19 protein-coding genes are annotated in these 17,906 nt (G+C 72.2%); 12 read left to right on the forward strand and 7 right to left on the reverse strand.

Annotated elements, in window-relative coordinates; translation table 11 throughout:
- Nucleotides 1-5 precede the first annotated feature (5 nt).
- The 5 genes from FHX78_RS10610 (at nucleotide 6) to FHX78_RS10630 (ending at nucleotide 5,006) form a co-directional block, all read left to right on the forward strand.
- Nucleotides 6-944 (forward strand): coiled-coil domain-containing protein, encoded by a 939-nt coding sequence (locus tag FHX78_RS10610; protein WP_145867198.1) that lies wholly within the window; start codon nucleotides 6-8, stop codon nucleotides 942-944.
- 85 nt (nucleotides 945-1,029) lie between these two features.
- A complete protein-coding gene (locus FHX78_RS10615; RefSeq protein WP_145867199.1) occupies nucleotides 1,030-1,989 on the forward strand; it encodes an ABC transporter ATP-binding protein in 960 nt (319 codons plus the stop codon).
- Entirely contained in the window at nucleotides 1,986-2,759 is a 774-nt protein-coding gene (locus FHX78_RS10620) for an ABC transporter permease (protein ID WP_145867200.1), read from the forward strand. The genes FHX78_RS10615 and FHX78_RS10620 overlap by 4 nt, the downstream gene beginning before the upstream one ends.
- 121 nt (nucleotides 2,760-2,880) lie before the next feature.
- Nucleotides 2,881-4,137, forward strand: a complete 1,257-nt coding sequence (locus tag FHX78_RS10625; protein ID WP_145867201.1) for an ABC transporter ATP-binding protein — start codon at nucleotides 2,881-2,883, stop codon at nucleotides 4,135-4,137.
- Nucleotides 4,134-5,006, forward strand: a complete 873-nt coding sequence (locus FHX78_RS10630; RefSeq protein WP_145867202.1) for an ABC-2 transporter permease — start codon at nucleotides 4,134-4,136, stop codon at nucleotides 5,004-5,006. The genes FHX78_RS10625 and FHX78_RS10630 overlap by 4 nt, the downstream gene beginning before the upstream one ends.
- A gap of 6 nt (nucleotides 5,007-5,012) precedes the next feature.
- On the opposite strand, the gene FHX78_RS10635 is transcribed toward FHX78_RS10630, so the two are convergent.
- Nucleotides 5,013-5,345, reverse strand: a complete 333-nt coding sequence (locus tag FHX78_RS10635; RefSeq protein ID WP_145867203.1) for an ATP/GTP-binding protein — start codon at nucleotides 5,343-5,345, stop codon at nucleotides 5,013-5,015.
- 242 nt (nucleotides 5,346-5,587) lie between these two features.
- Here FHX78_RS10635 and FHX78_RS10640 point away from each other — a divergent pair, with 242 nt between their 5' ends.
- Entirely contained in the window at nucleotides 5,588-6,616 is a 1,029-nt protein-coding gene (locus FHX78_RS10640) for an LLM class flavin-dependent oxidoreductase (protein WP_145867204.1), read from the forward strand.
- An 83-nt stretch (nucleotides 6,617-6,699) separates the two neighbouring features.
- Here FHX78_RS10640 and FHX78_RS10645 read toward each other — a convergent pair whose 3' ends face one another.
- The gene (locus FHX78_RS10645; protein ID WP_145867205.1) at nucleotides 6,700-7,092 is read right to left on the reverse strand and encodes an SCO5389 family protein; all 393 of its coding nucleotides are present in this window, start codon (nucleotides 7,090-7,092) and stop codon (nucleotides 6,700-6,702) included.
- Between the two features lie 288 nt (nucleotides 7,093-7,380).
- Here FHX78_RS10645 and nucS point away from each other — a divergent pair, with 288 nt between their 5' ends.
- On the forward strand, nucleotides 7,381-8,052 hold the full coding sequence (gene nucS / locus FHX78_RS10650) for an endonuclease NucS (RefSeq protein WP_189908532.1): 672 nt from the start codon (nucleotides 7,381-7,383) through the stop codon (nucleotides 8,050-8,052).
- A gap of 68 nt (nucleotides 8,053-8,120) precedes the next feature.
- On the opposite strand, the gene FHX78_RS10655 is transcribed toward nucS, so the two are convergent.
- The 4 genes from FHX78_RS10655 to FHX78_RS10670 all read right to left on the reverse strand — a co-directional run bounded on the left by FHX78_RS10655 (nucleotide 8,121) and on the right by FHX78_RS10670 (nucleotide 13,038).
- Nucleotides 8,121-10,685: an ATP-binding protein gene (locus FHX78_RS10655; RefSeq protein ID WP_145867207.1), complete on the reverse strand. Its 2,565-nt coding sequence runs from the start codon at nucleotides 10,683-10,685 to the stop codon at nucleotides 8,121-8,123.
- A 261-nt stretch (nucleotides 10,686-10,946) separates the two neighbouring features.
- Nucleotides 10,947-11,270 carry an STAS domain-containing protein gene (locus tag FHX78_RS10660; RefSeq protein ID WP_145867208.1) on the reverse strand — a complete coding sequence of 108 codons (324 nt, stop codon included), beginning with the start codon at nucleotides 11,268-11,270 and terminating at the stop codon, nucleotides 10,947-10,949.
- A 152-nt stretch (nucleotides 11,271-11,422) separates the two neighbouring features.
- Nucleotides 11,423-12,271 carry a 3-hydroxyacyl-CoA dehydrogenase family protein gene (locus FHX78_RS10665; protein ID WP_145867209.1) on the reverse strand — a complete coding sequence of 283 codons (849 nt, stop codon included), beginning with the start codon at nucleotides 12,269-12,271 and terminating at the stop codon, nucleotides 11,423-11,425.
- A 125-nt stretch (nucleotides 12,272-12,396) separates the two neighbouring features.
- Complete coding sequence (locus FHX78_RS10670) at nucleotides 12,397-13,038, reverse strand: TetR/AcrR family transcriptional regulator (protein WP_145867210.1); 642 nt, start codon at nucleotides 13,036-13,038, stop codon at nucleotides 12,397-12,399.
- Nucleotides 13,039-13,129: 91 nt separating this feature from the next.
- Here FHX78_RS10670 and FHX78_RS10675 point away from each other — a divergent pair, with 91 nt between their 5' ends.
- Genes FHX78_RS10675 through FHX78_RS10685 form a run of 3 tightly spaced genes read left to right on the forward strand, consistent with a single transcriptional unit; the run spans nucleotide 13,130 to nucleotide 15,262 of the window.
- On the forward strand, nucleotides 13,130-13,912 hold the full coding sequence (locus FHX78_RS10675) for an ABC transporter ATP-binding protein (RefSeq protein WP_145867211.1): 783 nt from the start codon (nucleotides 13,130-13,132) through the stop codon (nucleotides 13,910-13,912).
- A 14-nt stretch (nucleotides 13,913-13,926) separates the two neighbouring features.
- Nucleotides 13,927-14,676 (forward strand): ABC transporter permease, encoded by a 750-nt coding sequence (locus FHX78_RS10680; protein WP_145867212.1) that lies wholly within the window; start codon nucleotides 13,927-13,929, stop codon nucleotides 14,674-14,676.
- 13 nt (nucleotides 14,677-14,689) lie between these two features.
- A complete protein-coding gene (locus FHX78_RS10685; protein ID WP_145867213.1) occupies nucleotides 14,690-15,262 on the forward strand; it encodes a cob(I)yrinic acid a,c-diamide adenosyltransferase in 573 nt (190 codons plus the stop codon).
- A gap of 7 nt (nucleotides 15,263-15,269) precedes the next feature.
- Here FHX78_RS10685 and FHX78_RS10690 read toward each other — a convergent pair whose 3' ends face one another.
- On the reverse strand, nucleotides 15,270-15,854 hold the full coding sequence (locus tag FHX78_RS10690) for a hypothetical protein (protein WP_145867214.1): 585 nt from the start codon (nucleotides 15,852-15,854) through the stop codon (nucleotides 15,270-15,272).
- Nucleotides 15,855-16,006: 152 nt separating this feature from the next.
- Here FHX78_RS10690 and FHX78_RS10695 point away from each other — a divergent pair, with 152 nt between their 5' ends.
- A complete protein-coding gene (locus tag FHX78_RS10695; protein ID WP_145867215.1) occupies nucleotides 16,007-17,200 on the forward strand; it encodes a sensor histidine kinase in 1,194 nt (397 codons plus the stop codon).
- Nucleotides 17,197-17,838 carry a response regulator gene (locus tag FHX78_RS10700; protein WP_145867216.1) on the forward strand — a complete coding sequence of 214 codons (642 nt, stop codon included), beginning with the start codon at nucleotides 17,197-17,199 and terminating at the stop codon, nucleotides 17,836-17,838. The genes FHX78_RS10695 and FHX78_RS10700 overlap by 4 nt, the downstream gene beginning before the upstream one ends.
- The last annotated feature ends 68 nt before the right edge of the window (nucleotides 17,839-17,906 follow it).

Below are 17,906 nucleotides of genomic sequence, written 5' to 3' on the forward strand. Positions count from 1 at the left end.
ACCCCATGAGCGACACTTCCCCCTACGGCTTCGAGCTTGTGCGGCGTGGGTACGACCGCGCTCAGGTGGACGAACGTATCTCCAAGCTCGTCTCCGACCGTGACAGCGCTCTCGCCCGCATCACCGCTCTGGAAAAGCGCATCGAGGAGCTCCACCTCGAGACGCAGAACGCCCAGGCCCAGGTCAGCGACGCCGAGCCGTCGTACGCCGGTCTCGGCGCGCGGGTGGAGAAGATCCTCCGCCTCGCCGAGGAGGAGGCCAAGGATCTGCGCGAGGAGGCGCGTCGCGCCGCGGAGCAGCACCGCGAACTCGCCGAGTCCGCCGCCCAGCAGGTGCGCAACGACGCCGAGTCCTACGCCGCCGAGCGCAAGGCGAAGGCCGAGGACGAGGGCGTCCGGATCGTCGAGAAGGCTCAGGGCGAAGCCACCCAGCTGCGTTCCGAGGCGCAGAAGGACGCGCAGTCCAAGCGGGAGGAGGCGGACGCCCTCTTCGAGGAGACCCGCGCCAAGGCCGCGCAGGCCGCCGCCGACTTCGAGACGAACCTCGCCAAGCGCCGCGAGCAGTCCGAGCGCGACCTGGCCTCCCGTCAGGCCAAGGCCGAGAAGCGCCTCGCCGAGATCGAGCACCGGGCGGAGCAGCTGCGCCTGGAGGCGGAGAAGCTGCGCACCGACGCCGAGCGCCGTGCCCGCCAGACGGTGGAGACCGCGCAGCGCCAGGCCGAGGACATCGTGGCCGACGCCAACGCCAAGGCGGACCGGATCCGTTCGGAATCCGAGCGCGAGCTCGCGGCGCTGACCAACCGCCGCGACTCCATCAACGCCCAGCTCACCAACGTCCGCGAGATGCTGGCGACGCTCACCGGTGCCGCGGTCGCCGCGACCGGCGCGCCCGCCACGGAGGACGAGCCGATCTCCCGCGGGGTGCCGGCCCAGCAGTCCCGGTAACGTCCCGCCGTACGGCGAGCGAACATCGGCGAAGCCCTCTGCCACTGAGGTGGCAGAGGGCTTTGTCCCGTTTTAGCGTGGCCGCATGATCGAGCTCGAGGGGCTGACCAAGCGGTACGGCGAGAAGCTGGCGGTCGACGGTCTGACCTTCACCGTCAGACCGGGCATCGTCACGGGCTTCCTCGGCCCGAACGGCGCGGGCAAGTCGACCACCATGCGGATGATCCTGGGCCTGGACCGGCCCACCGCCGGGGACGTGCGGATCGACGGCACCCACTACGACCGGCTCCCGGACCCGCTGACGCGCATCGGCGCCCTGCTGGAGGCCAAGGGCGTGCACCCCGGCCGCAGCGCCTACCACCACCTGCTGTGCCTCGCCCAGAGCAACGGCATCCCGCGCCGGCGGGTGCACGAGGTGTTGGACGCGGTCGGTCTGACGGCGGTGGCGCGCAAGAAGGCCAAGGGGTTCTCGCTCGGCATGAGCCAGCGGCTGGGGATCGCCGCCGCGCTGCTCGGCGACCCGCGGATCCTGATGTTCGACGAGCCGGTGAACGGGCTCGACCCGGAGGGCATCCACTGGATCCGCACGCTGATGAAGTCGCTCGCCGCCCAGGGCCGCACCGTCTTCGTCTCCTCGCACCTGATGAGCGAGATGGCGCTGACCGCCGACCACCTGGTCGTCATCGGCCAGGGCCGGCTGCTCGCCGACACCTCCATGGCCGAGTTCATCGAGCACAACTCGCGCTCCTACGTCCGGGTGCGCAGCCCACAGCGGGAGCGGCTCCTCGACGTGCTGCACCGGGCCGGGATCACCGCCGTGGAGAGCGGCAACGGGGCGCTGGAGGTGGACGGCTCCAAGGCGGAGTACATCGGGGAGCTGGCGGCCAGGAACCAGGTGGTGCTGCACGAGCTGAGCCCGCAGCAGGCCTCCCTGGAGGAGGCGTTCATGCGGTTGACCGCGGAGTCGGTGGAGTACCACGCGCACTCCGACACACCCGCGCCCCGGCAGCAGTGGGGCGACGACTGGAAGAAGGGCCGATCATGACGGCGGCGCAGGTCGTCCGGTCCGAATGGACCAAGATCCGGTCGGTGGCCTCCACCGTGTGGACGCTCTCCCTGGCGGTGGTGGTCACCCTCGCGCTCGGCATGCTGATCTCGGCGCTGTCGAAGAACGAGTTCGCCTCGATGAGCGCGCGGGACCGGCTCTCCTTCGACCCGACGTTCATCAGCTTCGCCGGGATGAGCCTCGGTCAGCTCGCGATGATCGTCTTCGGGGTGCTGGTGGTGTCGAACGAGTACAGCACCGGCATGATCCGCGCCTCGCTGGCGGCCGTGCCGCGGCGCGGCGCCTTCCTCTTCGGGAAGCTGGCGGTGGCCACCGCGCTCGCCCTGGTGGTGTCCCTGGCGACCAGCTTCGCCGCGTTCTTCCTGGGCCAGGCGATGCTCGGCGAGCACAGGGCGTCGATCGGGGACGAGGGGGTGCTGCGGGCGGTCATCGGCGGCGGCCTCTACATGACGCTGATCGCGCTGTTCTCGATGGGCGTGGCCGTAATGCTGCGCTCGCCGATGCTGTCGCTGGGCATCCTGATGCCGTTCTTCTTCCTGATCTCCAACATCCTCGGCAACGTCGACGCCACCGAGAAGATCGGCCGGTTCCTGCCCGACCAAGCGGGCAACAAGATCATGCAGGTGGTCCCGCCCCTGGACGACGACACCCCGTACGGGCCCTGGGGCGGCCTCGGCATCATGGCGCTCTGGGTGGCCGCCGCGCTCCTCGGCGGGTACCTGCTCCTGAAGCGGCGGGACGCGCAGTGAGCGGCCCCCGGGGACCGGTTTTTACCTCGCCTTGAGCGGAACCGTCAGCGCCTCGATATCCTCCTAACCCTTACGGGGGGCGTGTGCCCCGCTGTCCTGAACCTTTCGATGGGTGCGGAGCATGATCGAGGCAGTCGGCCTGACCAAGCGGTACGGCGACAAGACCGCTGTGTACAACCTTTCCTTCCAGGTGCGGCCCGGCGCCGTCACCGGGTTCCTGGGCCCCAACGGCTCCGGCAAGTCGACGACGATGCGGATGATCCTCGGCCTGGACAACCCCACCGCGGGACGGGTCACGATCGGCGGCTACCCGTACCGCAGGCTGCCCAACGCCCCCCGTCAGGTCGGCGCGCTGCTGGACGCCAAGGCGGTGCACGGCGGCCGCTCCGCCCGCAACCACCTGCTGTCGCTGGCCCAGCTGTCCGGCATCCCGGCCCGCCGGGTGGACGAGGTGCTGGGCGTGGTGGGCCTGCACGAGGTGGCGCGCCGCCGGTCGAAGGGCTTCTCGCTCGGCATGGGGCAGCGCCTGGGCATCGCCGCCGCGCTGCTCGGCGACCCCCAGGTGCTGCTGTTCGACGAGCCCGTCAACGGCCTCGACCCCGAGGGCATCCTCTGGGTGCGCAACCTGATGAAGTCGCTCGCCGCGGAGGGCCGTACGGTCTTCGTCTCCTCGCACCTGATGAGCGAGATGGCGCTGACCGCCGACCACCTCATCGTGATCGGGCGCGGACAGCTGCTCGCCGACATGAGCGTCACCGCCTTCATCTCCGCCAACTCCGCCGACTTCGCACGGGTGCGCACGCCCGACACCGAGCCGCAGCAGCGCGAGAAGCTGTCCGCGGCGATCACCGAGGCCGGCGGCCACGTCCTGCCCGAGCAGGACGGCGCGCTGCGGGTGACGGGACTGCCGCTGCCGCGCATCAGCGACATCGCCCACGACAGCGACGTACGGCTGTGGGAGCTGTCGCCGCACCAGGCCTCGCTGGAGGAGGCGTACATGCGGATGACGCAGGGCGCCGTCGACTACCGCTCGACCGTCGACCAGAAGGAGGGGCTGCAGCAGCCGCTGCCGCCCGGTGCGCAGCCGCCGGTGCCGGTGCCCGGCCAGGGCCAGCCCGGCTGGTACGCCCCGCCGCCGGCCCCGCCGGGCGGGCAGCCCTTCGCCCCGCCGCAGGGCGCGCCGGCGCGGGCCCCCGCGGGCCCCTACGGCGCCCCGGGCGCCCCCGGTGCGGCCCCGGGCGCCCCGGCGCCCAACCCGTACGCCCAGCCCGCCCCGCAGGCGCCCCAGGGGCCGCCGCCGGCCGTCCCGCCGGCCGCCGCGCCTGCGTCCGCTCCCCCCGCCGCCGCCGACCTGACCAAGCCCGAGGACGCCCGATGAGCACGCCCCCGCCCCCGATGCCGCAGACCGCCGCACCCGACTGGCAGGCGGCGCCCGGCTCTCCCTACCCCGGTTACACCTCGCCGATCCCGGTGGTGCGCACGCACCTCGGGCACGCGATCGCCTCCGAGTGGACGAAGATCAAGTCCGTGCGCTCCACGATGTGGACGCTGGGCGTGTTCGTGCTGCTCGTCGTCGGCATCGGTCTGCTGACCGGCCTGGTGGTCTCGAGCTCCGACCCCGACATGGGCGGCGAGAGCCCGCTGTCCCTCGGCTTCTTCGGACTGCTGCTGGGCGGCATGTGCGTCATCACGCTGGGCGTGCTGACCACGGCCTCGGAGTACGGCACCGGCATGATCCGCACCACGATGGTCGCCTGCCCGTCGCGCGGCCGGGTGCTCGCGGCGAAGGCCCTGGTGTTCTTCCTGCTGGCCTTCGTGGTGACGCTGGTGTGCGCCACGCTCATCGGCTTCGTGCACGTGGCGCTGCTGGAGGGCAACAACGCGAAGGAGCCCTCGGGTGAGGAGTGGCTGAAGGGCACGGTCGGCATCTCGCTGTACCTGGCGCTGCTCGGCACGCTGTCGCTGGCCGTCGGGTCGGTCATCCGGCACTCGGCGGGCGCCATCACCATCATGATCGGTGCCGTGCTCGCGCCGCTGGTGATCGCCCTGTTCATGTTCTCGTCCTCGCTCCAGGACGTGCAGCAGGCGCTGTTCGAGTACTCCATCCCGAACCAGATGAGCATCTTCTACGCCAACTCCCTGACGGAGTCCGGCCCGTCCGGCTGGGACCCGCTGTGGATCATGCTGGTCGCCGCGGCGGCCGCGCTCGGCGGCGCCTTCGCCCTGCTGGAGAAGCGGGACGTGTAACCCCGTTCAGTACCTCGGCGCGTCACGGGACCGCCGCACCCGCGTGGTGCGGCGGTCCTTCGCGTTCCAGCAGGCCTTGTGCCAGTGCCGGCGCTCGTCGACGCCGGAGTGCTCGGGCCAGGCCACCACGTGCGGCACCCCGTCCGGGATCAACTGGTCGCAGCCCGGGCAGCGGTAGGCCTTGCCCTGCGCGCTGGAGCCCGCGACGTGGCGTACGCTCCACTCCTCGCCCTGCCAGCTCTCCGTCGACTGCCAGCCGCCGTAGCGGCCGGACCGGTCGTCCTCGGCGCTCCGGCCGGACGAACCGGCTCCCTTGGGTCGGTTGCGACGCGGGGACACAGGACACCTCTCGGGGCGATGCGGGGATGCGGGACCGCATCCAGCCTACGCGGCACGGGCCGGGGTACGCGTACGGCACCAACCCTCACAAGTCTCCTCCGCGGTGCCGCGGCGCCCCTGCTGAGCGGCCCATTCTGCAGACAATCCGCAAAGTCCCCCGCGCGGCCGTGTCCTCGGCACGTGTCGGCCGGTTATGCCCTGCGGGGGAGCTCCGCGTCGGAGCCAAGGAAGCAGGAAATGCCATGCGTGTGGGAAGTTTCGTGTTGGCCGCCCGGTTCCCCGGGCAGGGCGAGGGTGAGGCGCTGCACCGCGCCGTCCGCTCGGCCGAGGTGGCCGAGGAGGCGGGGCTCGACACGGTCTGGCTGGCCGAGCACCACTTCGTGCCGTACGGCAGCTGCCCGTCCGCCGTCACCCTGGCCGCGTTGCTGCTCGGCCGCACCCGCCGCCTGAGGGTCGGCACGGCGGTCAGCGTGCTGTCCACCACCCACCCGGTGACCCTCGGCGAACAGGCCGCGCTGCTGCACGTCACGAGCGGCGGACGGTTCTCCCTCGGGCTCGGACGCGGTGGCCCGTGGGTCGACCTGGAGGTGTTCGGGGCCGGCCTCGATGCGTACGAGAAGGGGTTCCCGGAATCACTCGATCTGCTGGTGCGCTGGCTGCGGGAACCGTCCGTCGCGGCCTGCGGCGAGCGGTTCCGCTTCCGCGAGGTGCCCGTCGTCCCCCGCCCGTCGGAGTCGCTGACCGAGACCGAGGGCCCCGAGGTCGTGGTCGCCTGCACCTCCCCGGCGAGCGTGCGGCTGGCCGCCGAGCGCGGACTGCCGATGCTGCTCGGGATGCACATCGGGGACGAGGAGAAGGCCGAGATGGTCGCCCTGTGGCGGCGGCACGCGCGCGCGTGCGGGCGCCCGTCGCGGGAGGTCCACCGCGCGGCCCACGTCTCGGCCGGCGTCTGCCAGATCGCGGACCGGCGCGCGGACGCCGCGGAGACCCTGATGAAGGCGATGCCGGGCTGGCTGAAGCAGGGGCTGGAGGCCCATGTCACGGTGGACGGGCGGCGCCGGCGGATGCGCGACCCGCTGGCGTACACCGAACTGCTCTGCGGGCTGCATCCGGTGGGCACCCCGCGGCTGTGCGCCGACCGGCTCGCCGCGACCAGCGAACGGACGGGTATCTCCCGCTTCGCCCTGCTCGTCGAGGGCTCCGGCGATCTGGCGGCCACCGAGGAGAACGTGCGGCGGCTCGGTGCCGAGGTGCTCCCCCGACTCGCCTGAGCGCACGGGTCCCGCGAGGCTTGCCGCCCCGGTACAGAACTGCACCTCCCGCGTACGGAGCGGCAAGCGAACGATGGAGCGAATCAGCAGTCGCGCAGTTCCGCCGACTGGTTCAGCACCTGGCTGCGCACCGAGGTGAAGCGGGCCAGCTTCTCGTCGACCGAGGAGTCAAGCGGGAACACGGCCACGCGGTGGCAGTTCTGGAAGGCCAGCCGCACACCGAAGTGCCGTTGCAGCGCGCCGCGTATCGCGTCGCTCGCGAGCGCGCGCAGCAGTTGGCCGCGCGCCTGCTCGTCCGGCGGGGGCGTCTGGTTGTCGGCGAACGCTCCGCCGTCCACCTTCAGCTGGGCCACCAGGGAGCTGATCATCTCCCACGCGAAGGGCAGGGAGGTCCGGACGCAGTCGACGAATTCCGCTTCGTCGACCTCGCCTCGCTCGGCCTGTTCGAGTAGGGCCGGTGAGACGTCGAGCGACATGGGTTCTCCTCTCGCACCCCCAAGGAACAGGGGTTGCCTGACAGATAAGGGAGTGCGCGATATCGGACACGCTGCGTACACAGACCGCGACCTCCCGTTCAATACCGTAAGCAACGGACCGTAACGGCACCAGCAGAATCGTCGGATGCGGAACTTCCTGTGGGCCGGTAATCGGCCACCGCCGAACACGCGTTTTCCAGGAGATTCAGGACGCGCCCATCGGGGTCCCCGGGGCGGTTGGGAGGGCGAATCGCATCGACCCCGTCCGGTCGAGTAGCGTTGCCGACCATGCGTCTCGTCATTGCCCGCTGCTCCGTGGACTACGCCGGGCGGCTCACCGCGCACCTGCCCTCGGCACCCCGTCTGATCCTGATCAAGGCGGACGGCAGCGTCTCGATCCACGCCGACGACCGGGCCTACAAGCCCCTGAACTGGATGTCGCCGCCGTGCGCCCTGAAGGAGGGGACCGGCGAGGAGGAGGGCGTCTGGACCGTCGTCAACAAGGCGGGCGAGAAGCTCATCATCACGATGGAGGAGATCCTCCACGACTCCTCGCACGAACTGGGCGTCGACCCCGGCCTGATCAAGGACGGCGTGGAAGCGCACCTCCAGGAGCTGCTCGCCGACCGCATCGAGACTCTCGGCGAGGGCTACACCCTCATCCGCCGCGAGTACATGACGGCGATCGGCCCGGTCGACATCCTGTGCCGGGACGCCGAGGGGCGGACGGTCGCGGTGGAGATCAAGCGGCGCGGCGAGATCGACGGCGTCGAGCAGCTCACGCGCTATCTGGAGCTGCTGAACCGCGATCCCCATCTCGCCCCGGTGCGCGGCGTGTTCGCCGCCCAGGAGATCAAGCCGCAGGCCCGGGTGCTGGCGACGGACCGGGGCATCGGCTGTCAGGTGCTCGACTACGACGCGCTGCGCGGCATCGAGGACGACAAGCTGCGCCTGTTCTGAGCCGCGCGCGGCCAACGCGCCGAGGGCCGGGTTCCGTCGGGAACCCGGCCCTCACGCGTGTCCGGCGGTCAGATCACCGTCTCCGAGTCGCTGGGCGTGCCCGCGCCGCTGCTCTGCGGCGCACTCGCGGAACTGCTCGTCTCCGCCGGGGCGGAGGAGGTGGGGCCGCTCGCGGTGTCGCTGGTGGACGGCGGCGGGGGCTCGGAGGTGGCCGGCGGCTCCGAGGTCGGCGGTTCGGACGTCGGCGGCTCCGACGTCGGCGACTCGGTGACGGGCGGCTTCGACGTCGGCGGCTTGGAACTCGTCGACGGCTTGGGCGTCGAGGGCTTCGACGTCGGCGTCGGGTCGTCCGGCTCCGTCGTCCCGCTCGGTTCGTCCGACGGCTCGTCCGACGCGGAGGCGGTCGGCGTCGGGTCGTCGGAGGTGCCCAGGGTGCCGTCCGGGCCCGGGTCGGTGGGCCGGCTGGTGGCCTCGCCGGTGTCGCCGCCGCCCTCCTCGGCCGCCGGGTCGGCGCCGAGGCTGCCGTCGTCGATGCCCTGGCTGGCGGACGGGTTGACGCCGACGTTCTCCGACGGGGTGCCCGCGTCGTTCTCGGACGTGGCGCCGAGGGTGACCACGGTGCCCAGCACGGCGACGAGCAGCGCGCCCGCGCCGGCCGCCACCAGGTTGCGCCGGGCCATGCCCTTCAGACCGCCGCCCGCCCGGGCCGGCCTCGGCGACGGGGACGGCGACGGCACGGTGCGGTGGATGACCAGGGGGGTGTCGGCGGGCGGCTGGAGCTCCGGGAACGCGGTCGGCACCCCGCGGGGCGGCGGGACCGACTCCTCGTAGTGGGCCTCCGGCACCTCGTCCCCCGTGGTCGGGGTGAACGCCAGCGGAACACCGGAGCGGTCGGCGACCAGGGCCAGCGCCCTGCGGCCCGCGACGGTGCCGCGCTTGTCGGCGAGGGCGCCGCGCAGCGCGATGGACGCCTCCAGTTCGGCGCGCGAGCGGTCGAGCTGTCCGGCGCACAGCGCGTGGATGCCGAGCTCGTGGTGGAAGTAGGCCTGTTCCGCCACGTCCCCGGCGAGCCGGGCGGCCTCCGCGCCGGACCGCAGGGCCCGCTCCCAGGCGCTCCAGTGCAGGCCCGCGGCGAACGCCGGTGCGGCGGCGCGGGCCAGTCGCACGGCCTCGGCCGACTCGTCGTCGTCGGTGGTGGCCGCGGCGAGCGGCGCCAGCACGGCGAGCGCGGCGAGCACCGCGTCGGCCTCGGCGCACACCCGCTCCGGGGTGACCGAGGGGTGCCCGGCCCACCAGGCGTAGTGCCGGGCGGCGGCCCGGGCCTGTGCCTCGGCCTCGTCGGCGTAGCCGGCGGCCTCCAGCTGGGCCGGCACCCCGGCGGCGAGCCGGTAGCGGGAGCCGGCCGGGGAGACCAGCCCGCACGCGGCGAGCTCGCCGAGCGCGGCGTCGGCGTGGGTGTCGCCCACCAGGGCGGGCAGGTGCGCCTGGTGGGGCACCTCGCCGCCGAGGGCGACGGCGAACCGCAGGGTGGCGCGGGCGGAGGCGCTGAGCCGGGAGGCGAGCAGCGGTGCGGGCGCGGCGGCCTCGCCGAGCGAGGGCAGCGGGACCTCGTCGTCGTCGGCGGGGTCGTAGGGCGGGTCGTCGGTCCGTACGTCCTCGAAGACGCCGTACTCGTCGACGGCGTCCGCGCCGGCCCGCAGCCGGTCGCGCTGCCGCAGCAGGGCGCCGGCCTGGACGAAGCGCAGCGGCAGGCCCTCGGACTCGAACCAGAGGTCACCGGCCCAGTTGGACTCGTCCTCGGTGAGGCTGCGGCCGACGGCGTGTTCGAGCAGGTCGAGGCCGGCCGCGCGGTCGAGGTGGGAGAGGACGACCTCCTCGACGGCGGCGCCGGCGGACGGTTCGGGCACGTCCGGGGTGACGCCGAACAGGAAGGCGCACTCGGGGGTCGCGTCCAGCAGCTCGTCGAGGGCGGCACCGCCGGACTCCAGGTCGTCGATGACGACGACGGCACCGATCTCGCGGACGCTGTCGAGGAGTTCGTCGCGGTCCGGGCGGTGCAGCGGGGCGTTGTGGACGGCGTAGAAGAGGTCGTGGAGCAGGTCGTCGACGGAGCGGCCGTGGCCGTTCAGCCGGACGACGCCGTCGGGGGCGAGGTCCGCGCAGTCCTCGGCGACGACGTCGAGCAGCCGGGTGCGGCCGGAGCCGGCGGGGCCGGTGAGGCGTACGGAGCGGCCGCGGGCGAGCAGCCGGACCAGCTTCTCCCGCTCCTCCTGCCGGGCCAGCAGCGGCAGCGGGCGCTGCGCGGGTCCGGGCGGGACGGGCGGCCTGGCGGCCCGCTCCACCTCGGCGCGCTCGGCCTCGCCCATCTTGACCGGGCGCGGGGGCCGTTCGGCCGGCGGGCAGGGCTCGATCTCACTGCCGTCGACGGGGTTGACGGTCAGCAGGAAGTCGCCGGAGACGAGCTGCACCGTGCGGGCGAGCGCGGGCGCGTGCTGTCCGAATTCCGCGGAGAGGGATTCCCGGGGAGGGCGCTGGCGCGGCGCGGAGCCGGCCCCCGCCTCGAATGCGCTCGACCGGGAGGTGCCCCCACCGTCCTGGCCGTACTCCTCGGGTCCCGGGTTGATCGGGTCCATAGGTCCTAGCCCCCCAAAAGCGTCGTGTGGCTGAAGCCCCTCCCGGCCTTGCTGCACACCGCGCTGTCGCTTCTGGTCCGGGCCCGCTCGAGGGTTGCAAGGCAGCGGGCAGCCGAACCCTAAACCTTCGCTCAGTATCTACGACAGGCCGGGGTACCGCGCGGTCCGAGACGTCACAGTCTCGTGAGGATTGTGCGCGTCGCACGGTTCGCCGAGGTCGGTCCGGGTCGTGCCGGTCGTCCGTCGCGTACCCGTACGGCGTCACACGCGGGGCAGTGTGTCCACCCCGATGCCCCCCTCGATGGCCAGGATGCGGTGCAGCCTGGTGGCCACCAACAGGCGCTGCATCTGCGGCGGCACGTCGCGCAGCACCAGCCGCCGGCCGCACCGGCCGGCCCGTCGGTGGGCCCCCATGATCACGCCGAGTCCGGTGGCGTCCCAGGAGTCCAGTTCGGACAGGTCCAGCACCAGGTCGCCGACTCCGTCGTCGACGGCCGAGTGCAGGACCGTACGGGCGTCCGCCGCGCTGCGGACGTCGAGGCGGCCCCCGACGACCAGCTCGACGTGGTCGCCCCTGATGTGCATATGCGCTCCCCGTGCGTGCGTCTCGTGCTCCGCGTTCGTGAATGCCGGTGATGCAACCTCTGACTCCATGGCGGTGGCCGAGGTTGCTCCTTGTAAGCGAACCGATACCGAATTCACCCCGGCGTGTGATGCGCGCCGGGGTGGGAGCGGTCTCAGTGCTCGTAGAAGCCCTGCCCGCTCTTGCGGCCGATGTCACCGGCGTCAACCATCCGGCGCATCAGCTCGGGAGCCGCGAACTTCTCGTCCTGGGACTCGGTGTAGATGTTGCCCGTGGCGTGCAGCAGGATGTCCACGCCGGTCAGGTCGGCGGTGGCCAGCGGTCCCATCGCGTGGCCGAAGCCCAGCTTGCAGGCCAGGTCGATGTCCTCGGCGCTCGCCACGCCCGACTCGTACAGCTTGGCGGCCTCGACGACGAGGGCGCAGATGAGGCGGGTGGTGACGAAGCCGGCGACGTCGCGGTTGACGACGATGCAGGTCTTGCCGACCGACTCGGCGAACTCCCGCGCCCTGGCGAGGGTTTCATCGCTGGTCTTGTAGCCGCGGACCAGCTCGCACAGCTGCATCATGGGGACGGGCGAGAAGAAGTGGGTGCCGACGACCCGCTCCGGGCGCTCCGTCACGGCCGCGATCTTGGTGATCGGGATGGCGGAGGTGTTGGAGGCGAGGACGGCGTCCTCCCGCACGAGCTTGTCGAGCGCGCGGAAGATCTCGTGCTTGACCTCGAGCTTCTCGAACACCGCCTCGACCACGACGTCGGCGTCCGCGCAGGCGTCCAGGTCGGTGGTGGTGGTGATCCGGGCCAGGGCGGCGTCGGCGTCGTGCGCCTCCAGCTTCCCCTTGGCGACGAACTTGTCGTACGAGGCCTTGATGCCGTCGGTGCCGCGCGTGAGCGCCTCGTCGGTGACGTCACGCAGGACGACGTCCCAGCCCGCCTGAGCGGAGACCTGGGCGATACCGGATCCCATGAGACCGGCCCCGATGACGGCGAGCTTGCGTGCCACTGTACGACTCCCCTGATACGCGCTGTCTTGTTCTCCAGAAGCGGACATTAGCGTTCGCCGGGCGCCGTGTGACCGGTAAGTAACGCGCGTCACGTCTCACATGACGGACATCACACGGCGGAGGGTCATTCCGCGCCACGGACGGCGTACTTGAGCACCTTGGGGCTCAACAGACCCTCCATCTCGTCCAGCAGGACCAGGGTCTCGCGGGACACCTCGTTGCGGTCGCGGCCGGCGACCATGGCGCGTCCGATGGTGCCCATCACCGTCTGGTGGACCCAGTTGAGCTGACCGGCGATCAGGGTGGGCAGGGGGTCGTCGTCCGACGCGCCGGTCTCCTCGCGCAGGGTGCGCTCCAGGTTGTCCTGGACCTCCTGCTGGATGGCCCAGAGCCGGGAGCGCAGGGGCGGCGCGTCGTCGATGACCCGCATGAAGCGGTCGTACCCCTCCATCAGGCCGATCCGGGGGGACACCGCCTCGACCTCCTCGCGCAGTTCCCGCAGCACGGCCTCGGCCGCGGACTCCCCGGCGCCCCGTCCGCGCACCCAGCGCGAGAGCCGGTCGACGACGCCCTGGCTGCGGTCGAAGAAGAGGTCCTCCTTGGTCGGGAAGTAGTTGTAGACGGTGTTCACGGAGACGTCGGCGGCCTCCGCCACCTCGGCGACGGTCACCGTCACGAAGCCGTACTCCAGGAACAGTCCGGTGGCGATGTCCGAGATCCGCTGCCTGGTCTCGCGCTTCTTCCGCTCCCTGAGCCCCTCTGCCATGTCCCTCATCGTAGGTCGGCCGCATGATCGTTGGACTCCCGCAAACTTTGGGGTCATTGCAAAATTGGGGTTACTCTGTTTTTCTGGGGGCATGGCACTCATCAGTACGGCCGGACTGGCCCGTACCTTCCAGACGAGGAACGGCCCGGTCGAAGCGGTGCGCGGCATCGACCTGACCGTCCGCGAGGGCGAGATCCTCGGCTTCCTCGGGCCCAACGGGGCCGGCAAGACCACCACCCTGCGCATGCTCACCACCCTGCTCGCCCCCACCGGCGGCGCGGCCACGGTCGCCGGCCACGACCTGGCCACCGATCCGGCCGGGGTCCGCCGGGCCTGCGGCTACGTGGCGCAGTCCGGCGGGGTGGACCCGCACATCACGGTGCGGGAGGAGCTGGTCACCCAGGGCCGTCTGTACCGGCTCACCAAGGAGCGGGCGGCCGGGCGCGCCGAGGAACTCGCCCGCGACCTCGACCTCACCGAGCTGCTCGACCGCACGTGCGCGGCGCTGTCCGGCGGGCAGCGCCGCCGCCTGGACATCGCGATGGCGCTCACCCACCGCCCGAAGGTGCTGTTCCTGGACGAGCCGACGACCGGTCTCGATCCCCGCAGCCGCGCCGATCTGTGGGACCTGGTGCGCCGGCTGCGCGACGAGCACGGCACCACCGTGTTCCTGACCACCCACTACCTCGACGAGGCGGACGCCCTCGCGGACCGGCTGGTCGTCGTCGACCGCGGCGTGGTCGCCGCCGAGGGCACGCCCAGTGCCCTGAAGCTGGAGTACGGCGGCTCGCTCGACGCCACGCTCCAGGACACCTTCCTCGCCATCACCGGCCGCAGCGCCGCCCCGGCCGACGCCGCCCCCGTAGCCGTATAGGACACCGACACCCCATGCTGCTCCACGACACCGCGCTCATCTACGGGCGCTACCTCCGCCAGTCCCTGCGCTCCCGCTTCGCGCTGCTCTTCGGCGTGCTGATGCCACTGCTGTACCTGCTGTTCTTCGGCCCGCTGCTGACCGGTCTGCCGCTCGGCGGGCCGGGCAGCTCCTGGCAGCTGCTGGTCCCGGGACTGCTGCTGCAACTCGGGCTGTTCGGAGCCTCGTTCGCCGGCTTCTCGATCATCATCGAGAAGGGCCACGGCGTGGTCGAGCGGATGCGCGTCACCCCCGTCAGCCGTCTCGCCCTGCTGCTGGGCCGGGTGCTGCGCGACGCCACCGTCTTCCTCTTCCAGGCGGTGCTGCTGGTGCTGGCGGCGCTGGTGATGGGGTTGCGGGCACCCCTGGCCGGCGTGCTGATCGGCTTCGCCTTCGTCGCCCTGCTGACCGTCTCCCTGGCCGCTCTGTCGTACGCGCTCGCGATGCGGATCGACACCCCGCAGGGGTTCGGGCCCACGGTCAACGCCCTGACGATGCCGTCGATGCTGCTGTCGGGCCTGATGCTCCCGATGACCCTGGGCCCCGCCTGGCTGGACGTGCTGTCGCACCTGATGCCGTTCCGCTACCTGGTGGACGCGGTGCGGGACGCCTACGTCGGCGCGTACGCGACGGCCCACATGCTGTACGGCGCCCTGGTCGCCGTCGGTCTCACGGTGCTCGCCGTGACCGTGGGCACACGTGTCTTCCGCACGGCCGGGCCGTAACTAGGCTGGTGCCATGGTCAACCTGACGCGCATCTACACCCGCACCGGCGACAAGGGCACCACCCACCTCGGCGACATGAGCCGGGTGCCCAAGACCGACCTGCGGATCTCCGCCTACGCGGACGCCAACGAGGCGAACGCGGTGATCGGCACGGCGATCGCGCTGGGCGGCCTGGAGCACGAGGTCGTCCAGGTCCTCACCCGCGTGCAGAACGACCTGTTCGACGTGGGCGCGGACCTGTCGACACCGGTGGCGGAGAACCCCGAGTACCCGCCGCTGCGGGTCGAGCAGTTCTACGTCGACCGGCTGGAGGCGGACTGCGACCGCTTCAACGAGCGGCTGGACAAGCTCCGCTCCTTCATCCTGCCGGGCGGGACGCCGGGCGCGGCCCTGCTGCACCAGGCCTGCACGGTCGTGAGGCGGGCCGAGCGCTCCACCTGGGCGGCGCTGGAGGCCCATGGCGAGACCATGAACCCCCTCACCGCCACCTACCTCAACCGCCTCTCCGACCTCCTGTTCATCCTGGCCCGCATCGCGAACAAGGAGACCGGGGACGTGCTGTGGGTCCCGGGCGGCGAACGCTGACCCGCGCTCAGCGGCGGGCGTCCTCCTTCGCCTCGGCGGGGCGGTCCCCGGACCCTCCCGCCGGGGCCTTCTTGGGCCAGATCCAGTAGGCCAGGGCCACCAGGCCGTGGATGCCGGCCGCCCGCCAGGCCGTGTAGCGCCAGGCCTCCAGGGAGGTGCTGCGGCCCGGGTCGTCGACGTACCAGATGGCGAGCTGGAGCAGCACGGTCGCCACGGCGGCGCCCGTCAGCGTGCCCAGCCAGATCCGGGTCTCGTGGCGGGCGCGGGGCATGCCGTAGCGCGGCGGGCCCTGCGGCTTCGGCGCGCCGCCCAGCCGGTGCGCGGCGTGCCCGTCGAGCCACTTCACCGTGCGGTGGCCGTGGCCCACGGTGTAGCCGATGTAGAGCGCGGCCAGTCCGTGCGTCCAGTTCGGCTCGGCGCCGTTCTTCAGGTCCAGTGCGGTGGCGACCAGCAGGACGACCTCCAGCAGCGGCTCGCACAGCAGCAGCGCCAGGCCGGTGCGCGGCATTCTCAGCAGGTAGCGGCAGGCCAGTCCGGCGGCCAGCAGCACCCAGAAGCCGATCTCACAGGCGGCGATCAGGGCGACGATCACGGTTGGCTCCTCTCGGTCACCCTTTCAGGCTCCCGTCCGCAGCGGCCCGGCGCGTCGTCGCCGCCGACGAATCCGCGGTACATCGAAGGATGCAGTCCAGGACCCTCCGCCGGCATCAGGCGGCGCCCGGGCGCAGCGTGTTGGATGGGCCCATGGCCGTACGACTCCCGCGTCCGCACCGCTTCGACCTGTGGCTGGCCCTCACCGGGCTGGTCGGCGGACTGCTGCTGTGGGGCATCGGGCTGGGCACCCGGCCGGCCGACGAACCGATCGTGCTCTTCGAGGGCCGCTGGCCGCTCCTCGTCCCGCTCCTGGTGACGGCCGGCTGCGAGCTGCTGCGCCGGACCGCCCCGCGCACGGCCCTGCTGACCGGCACCCTCGCCCTGATCGCGGACACCGTCACCCAGGGCAGCCTCGCCACCATCCTGATGTACACCGACCTGACGTACGCCGCCGTCGTGTACGGCACACCCGCCACGGCCCGCCGCATCCCCCGGATCACCGGTCTGCTCAGCATCGCCGCGGCGCTGGTGCCGTACGCCGTGTGGCGGGTGCCGGAGGCGCTGCTGATCGGGGTGGCGGTCGGGGTCGTCTCGTTCGGCCCCGCGTCGACCGGCCTCATCGTGCGCAACCACCGCGAGGCCGCCGAGACGGCCCGGCTGCGCGCCGAACAGACCGCGCTCCTCGCCGAGATGGACCGCGTCCAGGCGGTGACGGCGGAACGCGCGCGGATGGCGCGGGAGTTGCACGACATGGTCGCCAACCACCTCTCCGCGATCGCCATCCACTCCACGGCCGCGCTCTCCCTGGACGACCCCGCGACGTCCAGGGAGGCGCTCACCGTGATCCGGGAGAACAGCGTCCAGGGACTGTCCGAGATGCGGCGGCTCATCGGCATCCTCCGCGACGGGGCCGACGACCTGGAGCCCGCCGCGACCCCCACGCTCGACAGCCTGGGCGCCCTGGTCGAGGGCGCCCGCGCCAATGGCCTCGACGTCACCCTCGACGCCGCCTACGACTCCGTCCCCGCGCCGGTCGAACTCGCCGCGTACAGGATGGTGCAGGAGTCGCTGACGAACGCGCTGAAGCACGCCGGGCGGGGGAAGGTCACCGTGTGGCTGCGCCGCCTGGACGACGCCCTCACCCTCCGGGTGAGCAGCCCCTACGACGGCCGGGACGCCCCGCGCGCACCGGGCTCCGGTGCCGGACTCGTCGGCATGCGGGAGCGTGCCGCGCTGCTGCACGGGACGTTCGAGGCCGGACCGGAGAGCGGCCCGGACGGCAAGCTGTGGGTGGTGCGCGCCCTGCTGCCCGTCACCGACATCACCCTGGGAGACGACGTATGATCCGCGTCCTGGTCGCCGAGGACCAGTCCGCCGTCCGTGCGGGACTGGTCCTCATCCTGCGCAGCGCCCCCGACATCGAGGTCGTCGGTGAGGCGGCGGACGGCGAACAGGCGGTGGCGCTCGCCCGTGAGCTGCGCCCCGACCTGGTGCTGATGGACGTGCAGATGCCCCGCCTGGACGGGGTGTCGGCGACCCGGCGGGTGGTGGCGGAGGGGCTCGCCGACGTGCTGGTGCTGACCACCTTCGACCTCGACGAGTACGTGTTCGGGGCGCTGCGGGCCGGTGCCGCCGGGTTTCTGCTGAAGAACACGGAGGCGCGGGATCTCGTCACGGCGGTGCGCACGGTGGCGCGCGGGGAGGGCATCGTCGCCCCGGCCGTCACCCGGCGGCTGATCGCGGAGTTCGCCGCGAAGCCCGCCCGCCGGACGACGGCCGATCCGGCGGTGCTGGACTCCCTCACCCGGCGCGAGCGCGAGGTGCTGTCCTGTCTCGGGGAGGGGCTGTCCAACGCCGACATCGCGGCCCGGCTCGACATGGCCGAGGCCACGGTGAAGACGCACGTCAGCCGGCTGCTGGGGAAGCTGGAGCTGCGCAGCCGGGTGCAGGCGGCGGTGCTGGCGCAGGAATGGGGGATCTGACAGAAGCACCCCACAGTGGTCCAGACCTATTGACCTGTGGTCCAGACCTTTCTATCCTCGCGGCACTG

The sequence above is a fragment of the Streptomyces capillispiralis genome, from assembly GCF_007829875.1.
Taxonomy (GTDB): domain Bacteria; phylum Actinomycetota; class Actinomycetes; order Streptomycetales; family Streptomycetaceae; genus Streptomyces; species Streptomyces capillispiralis.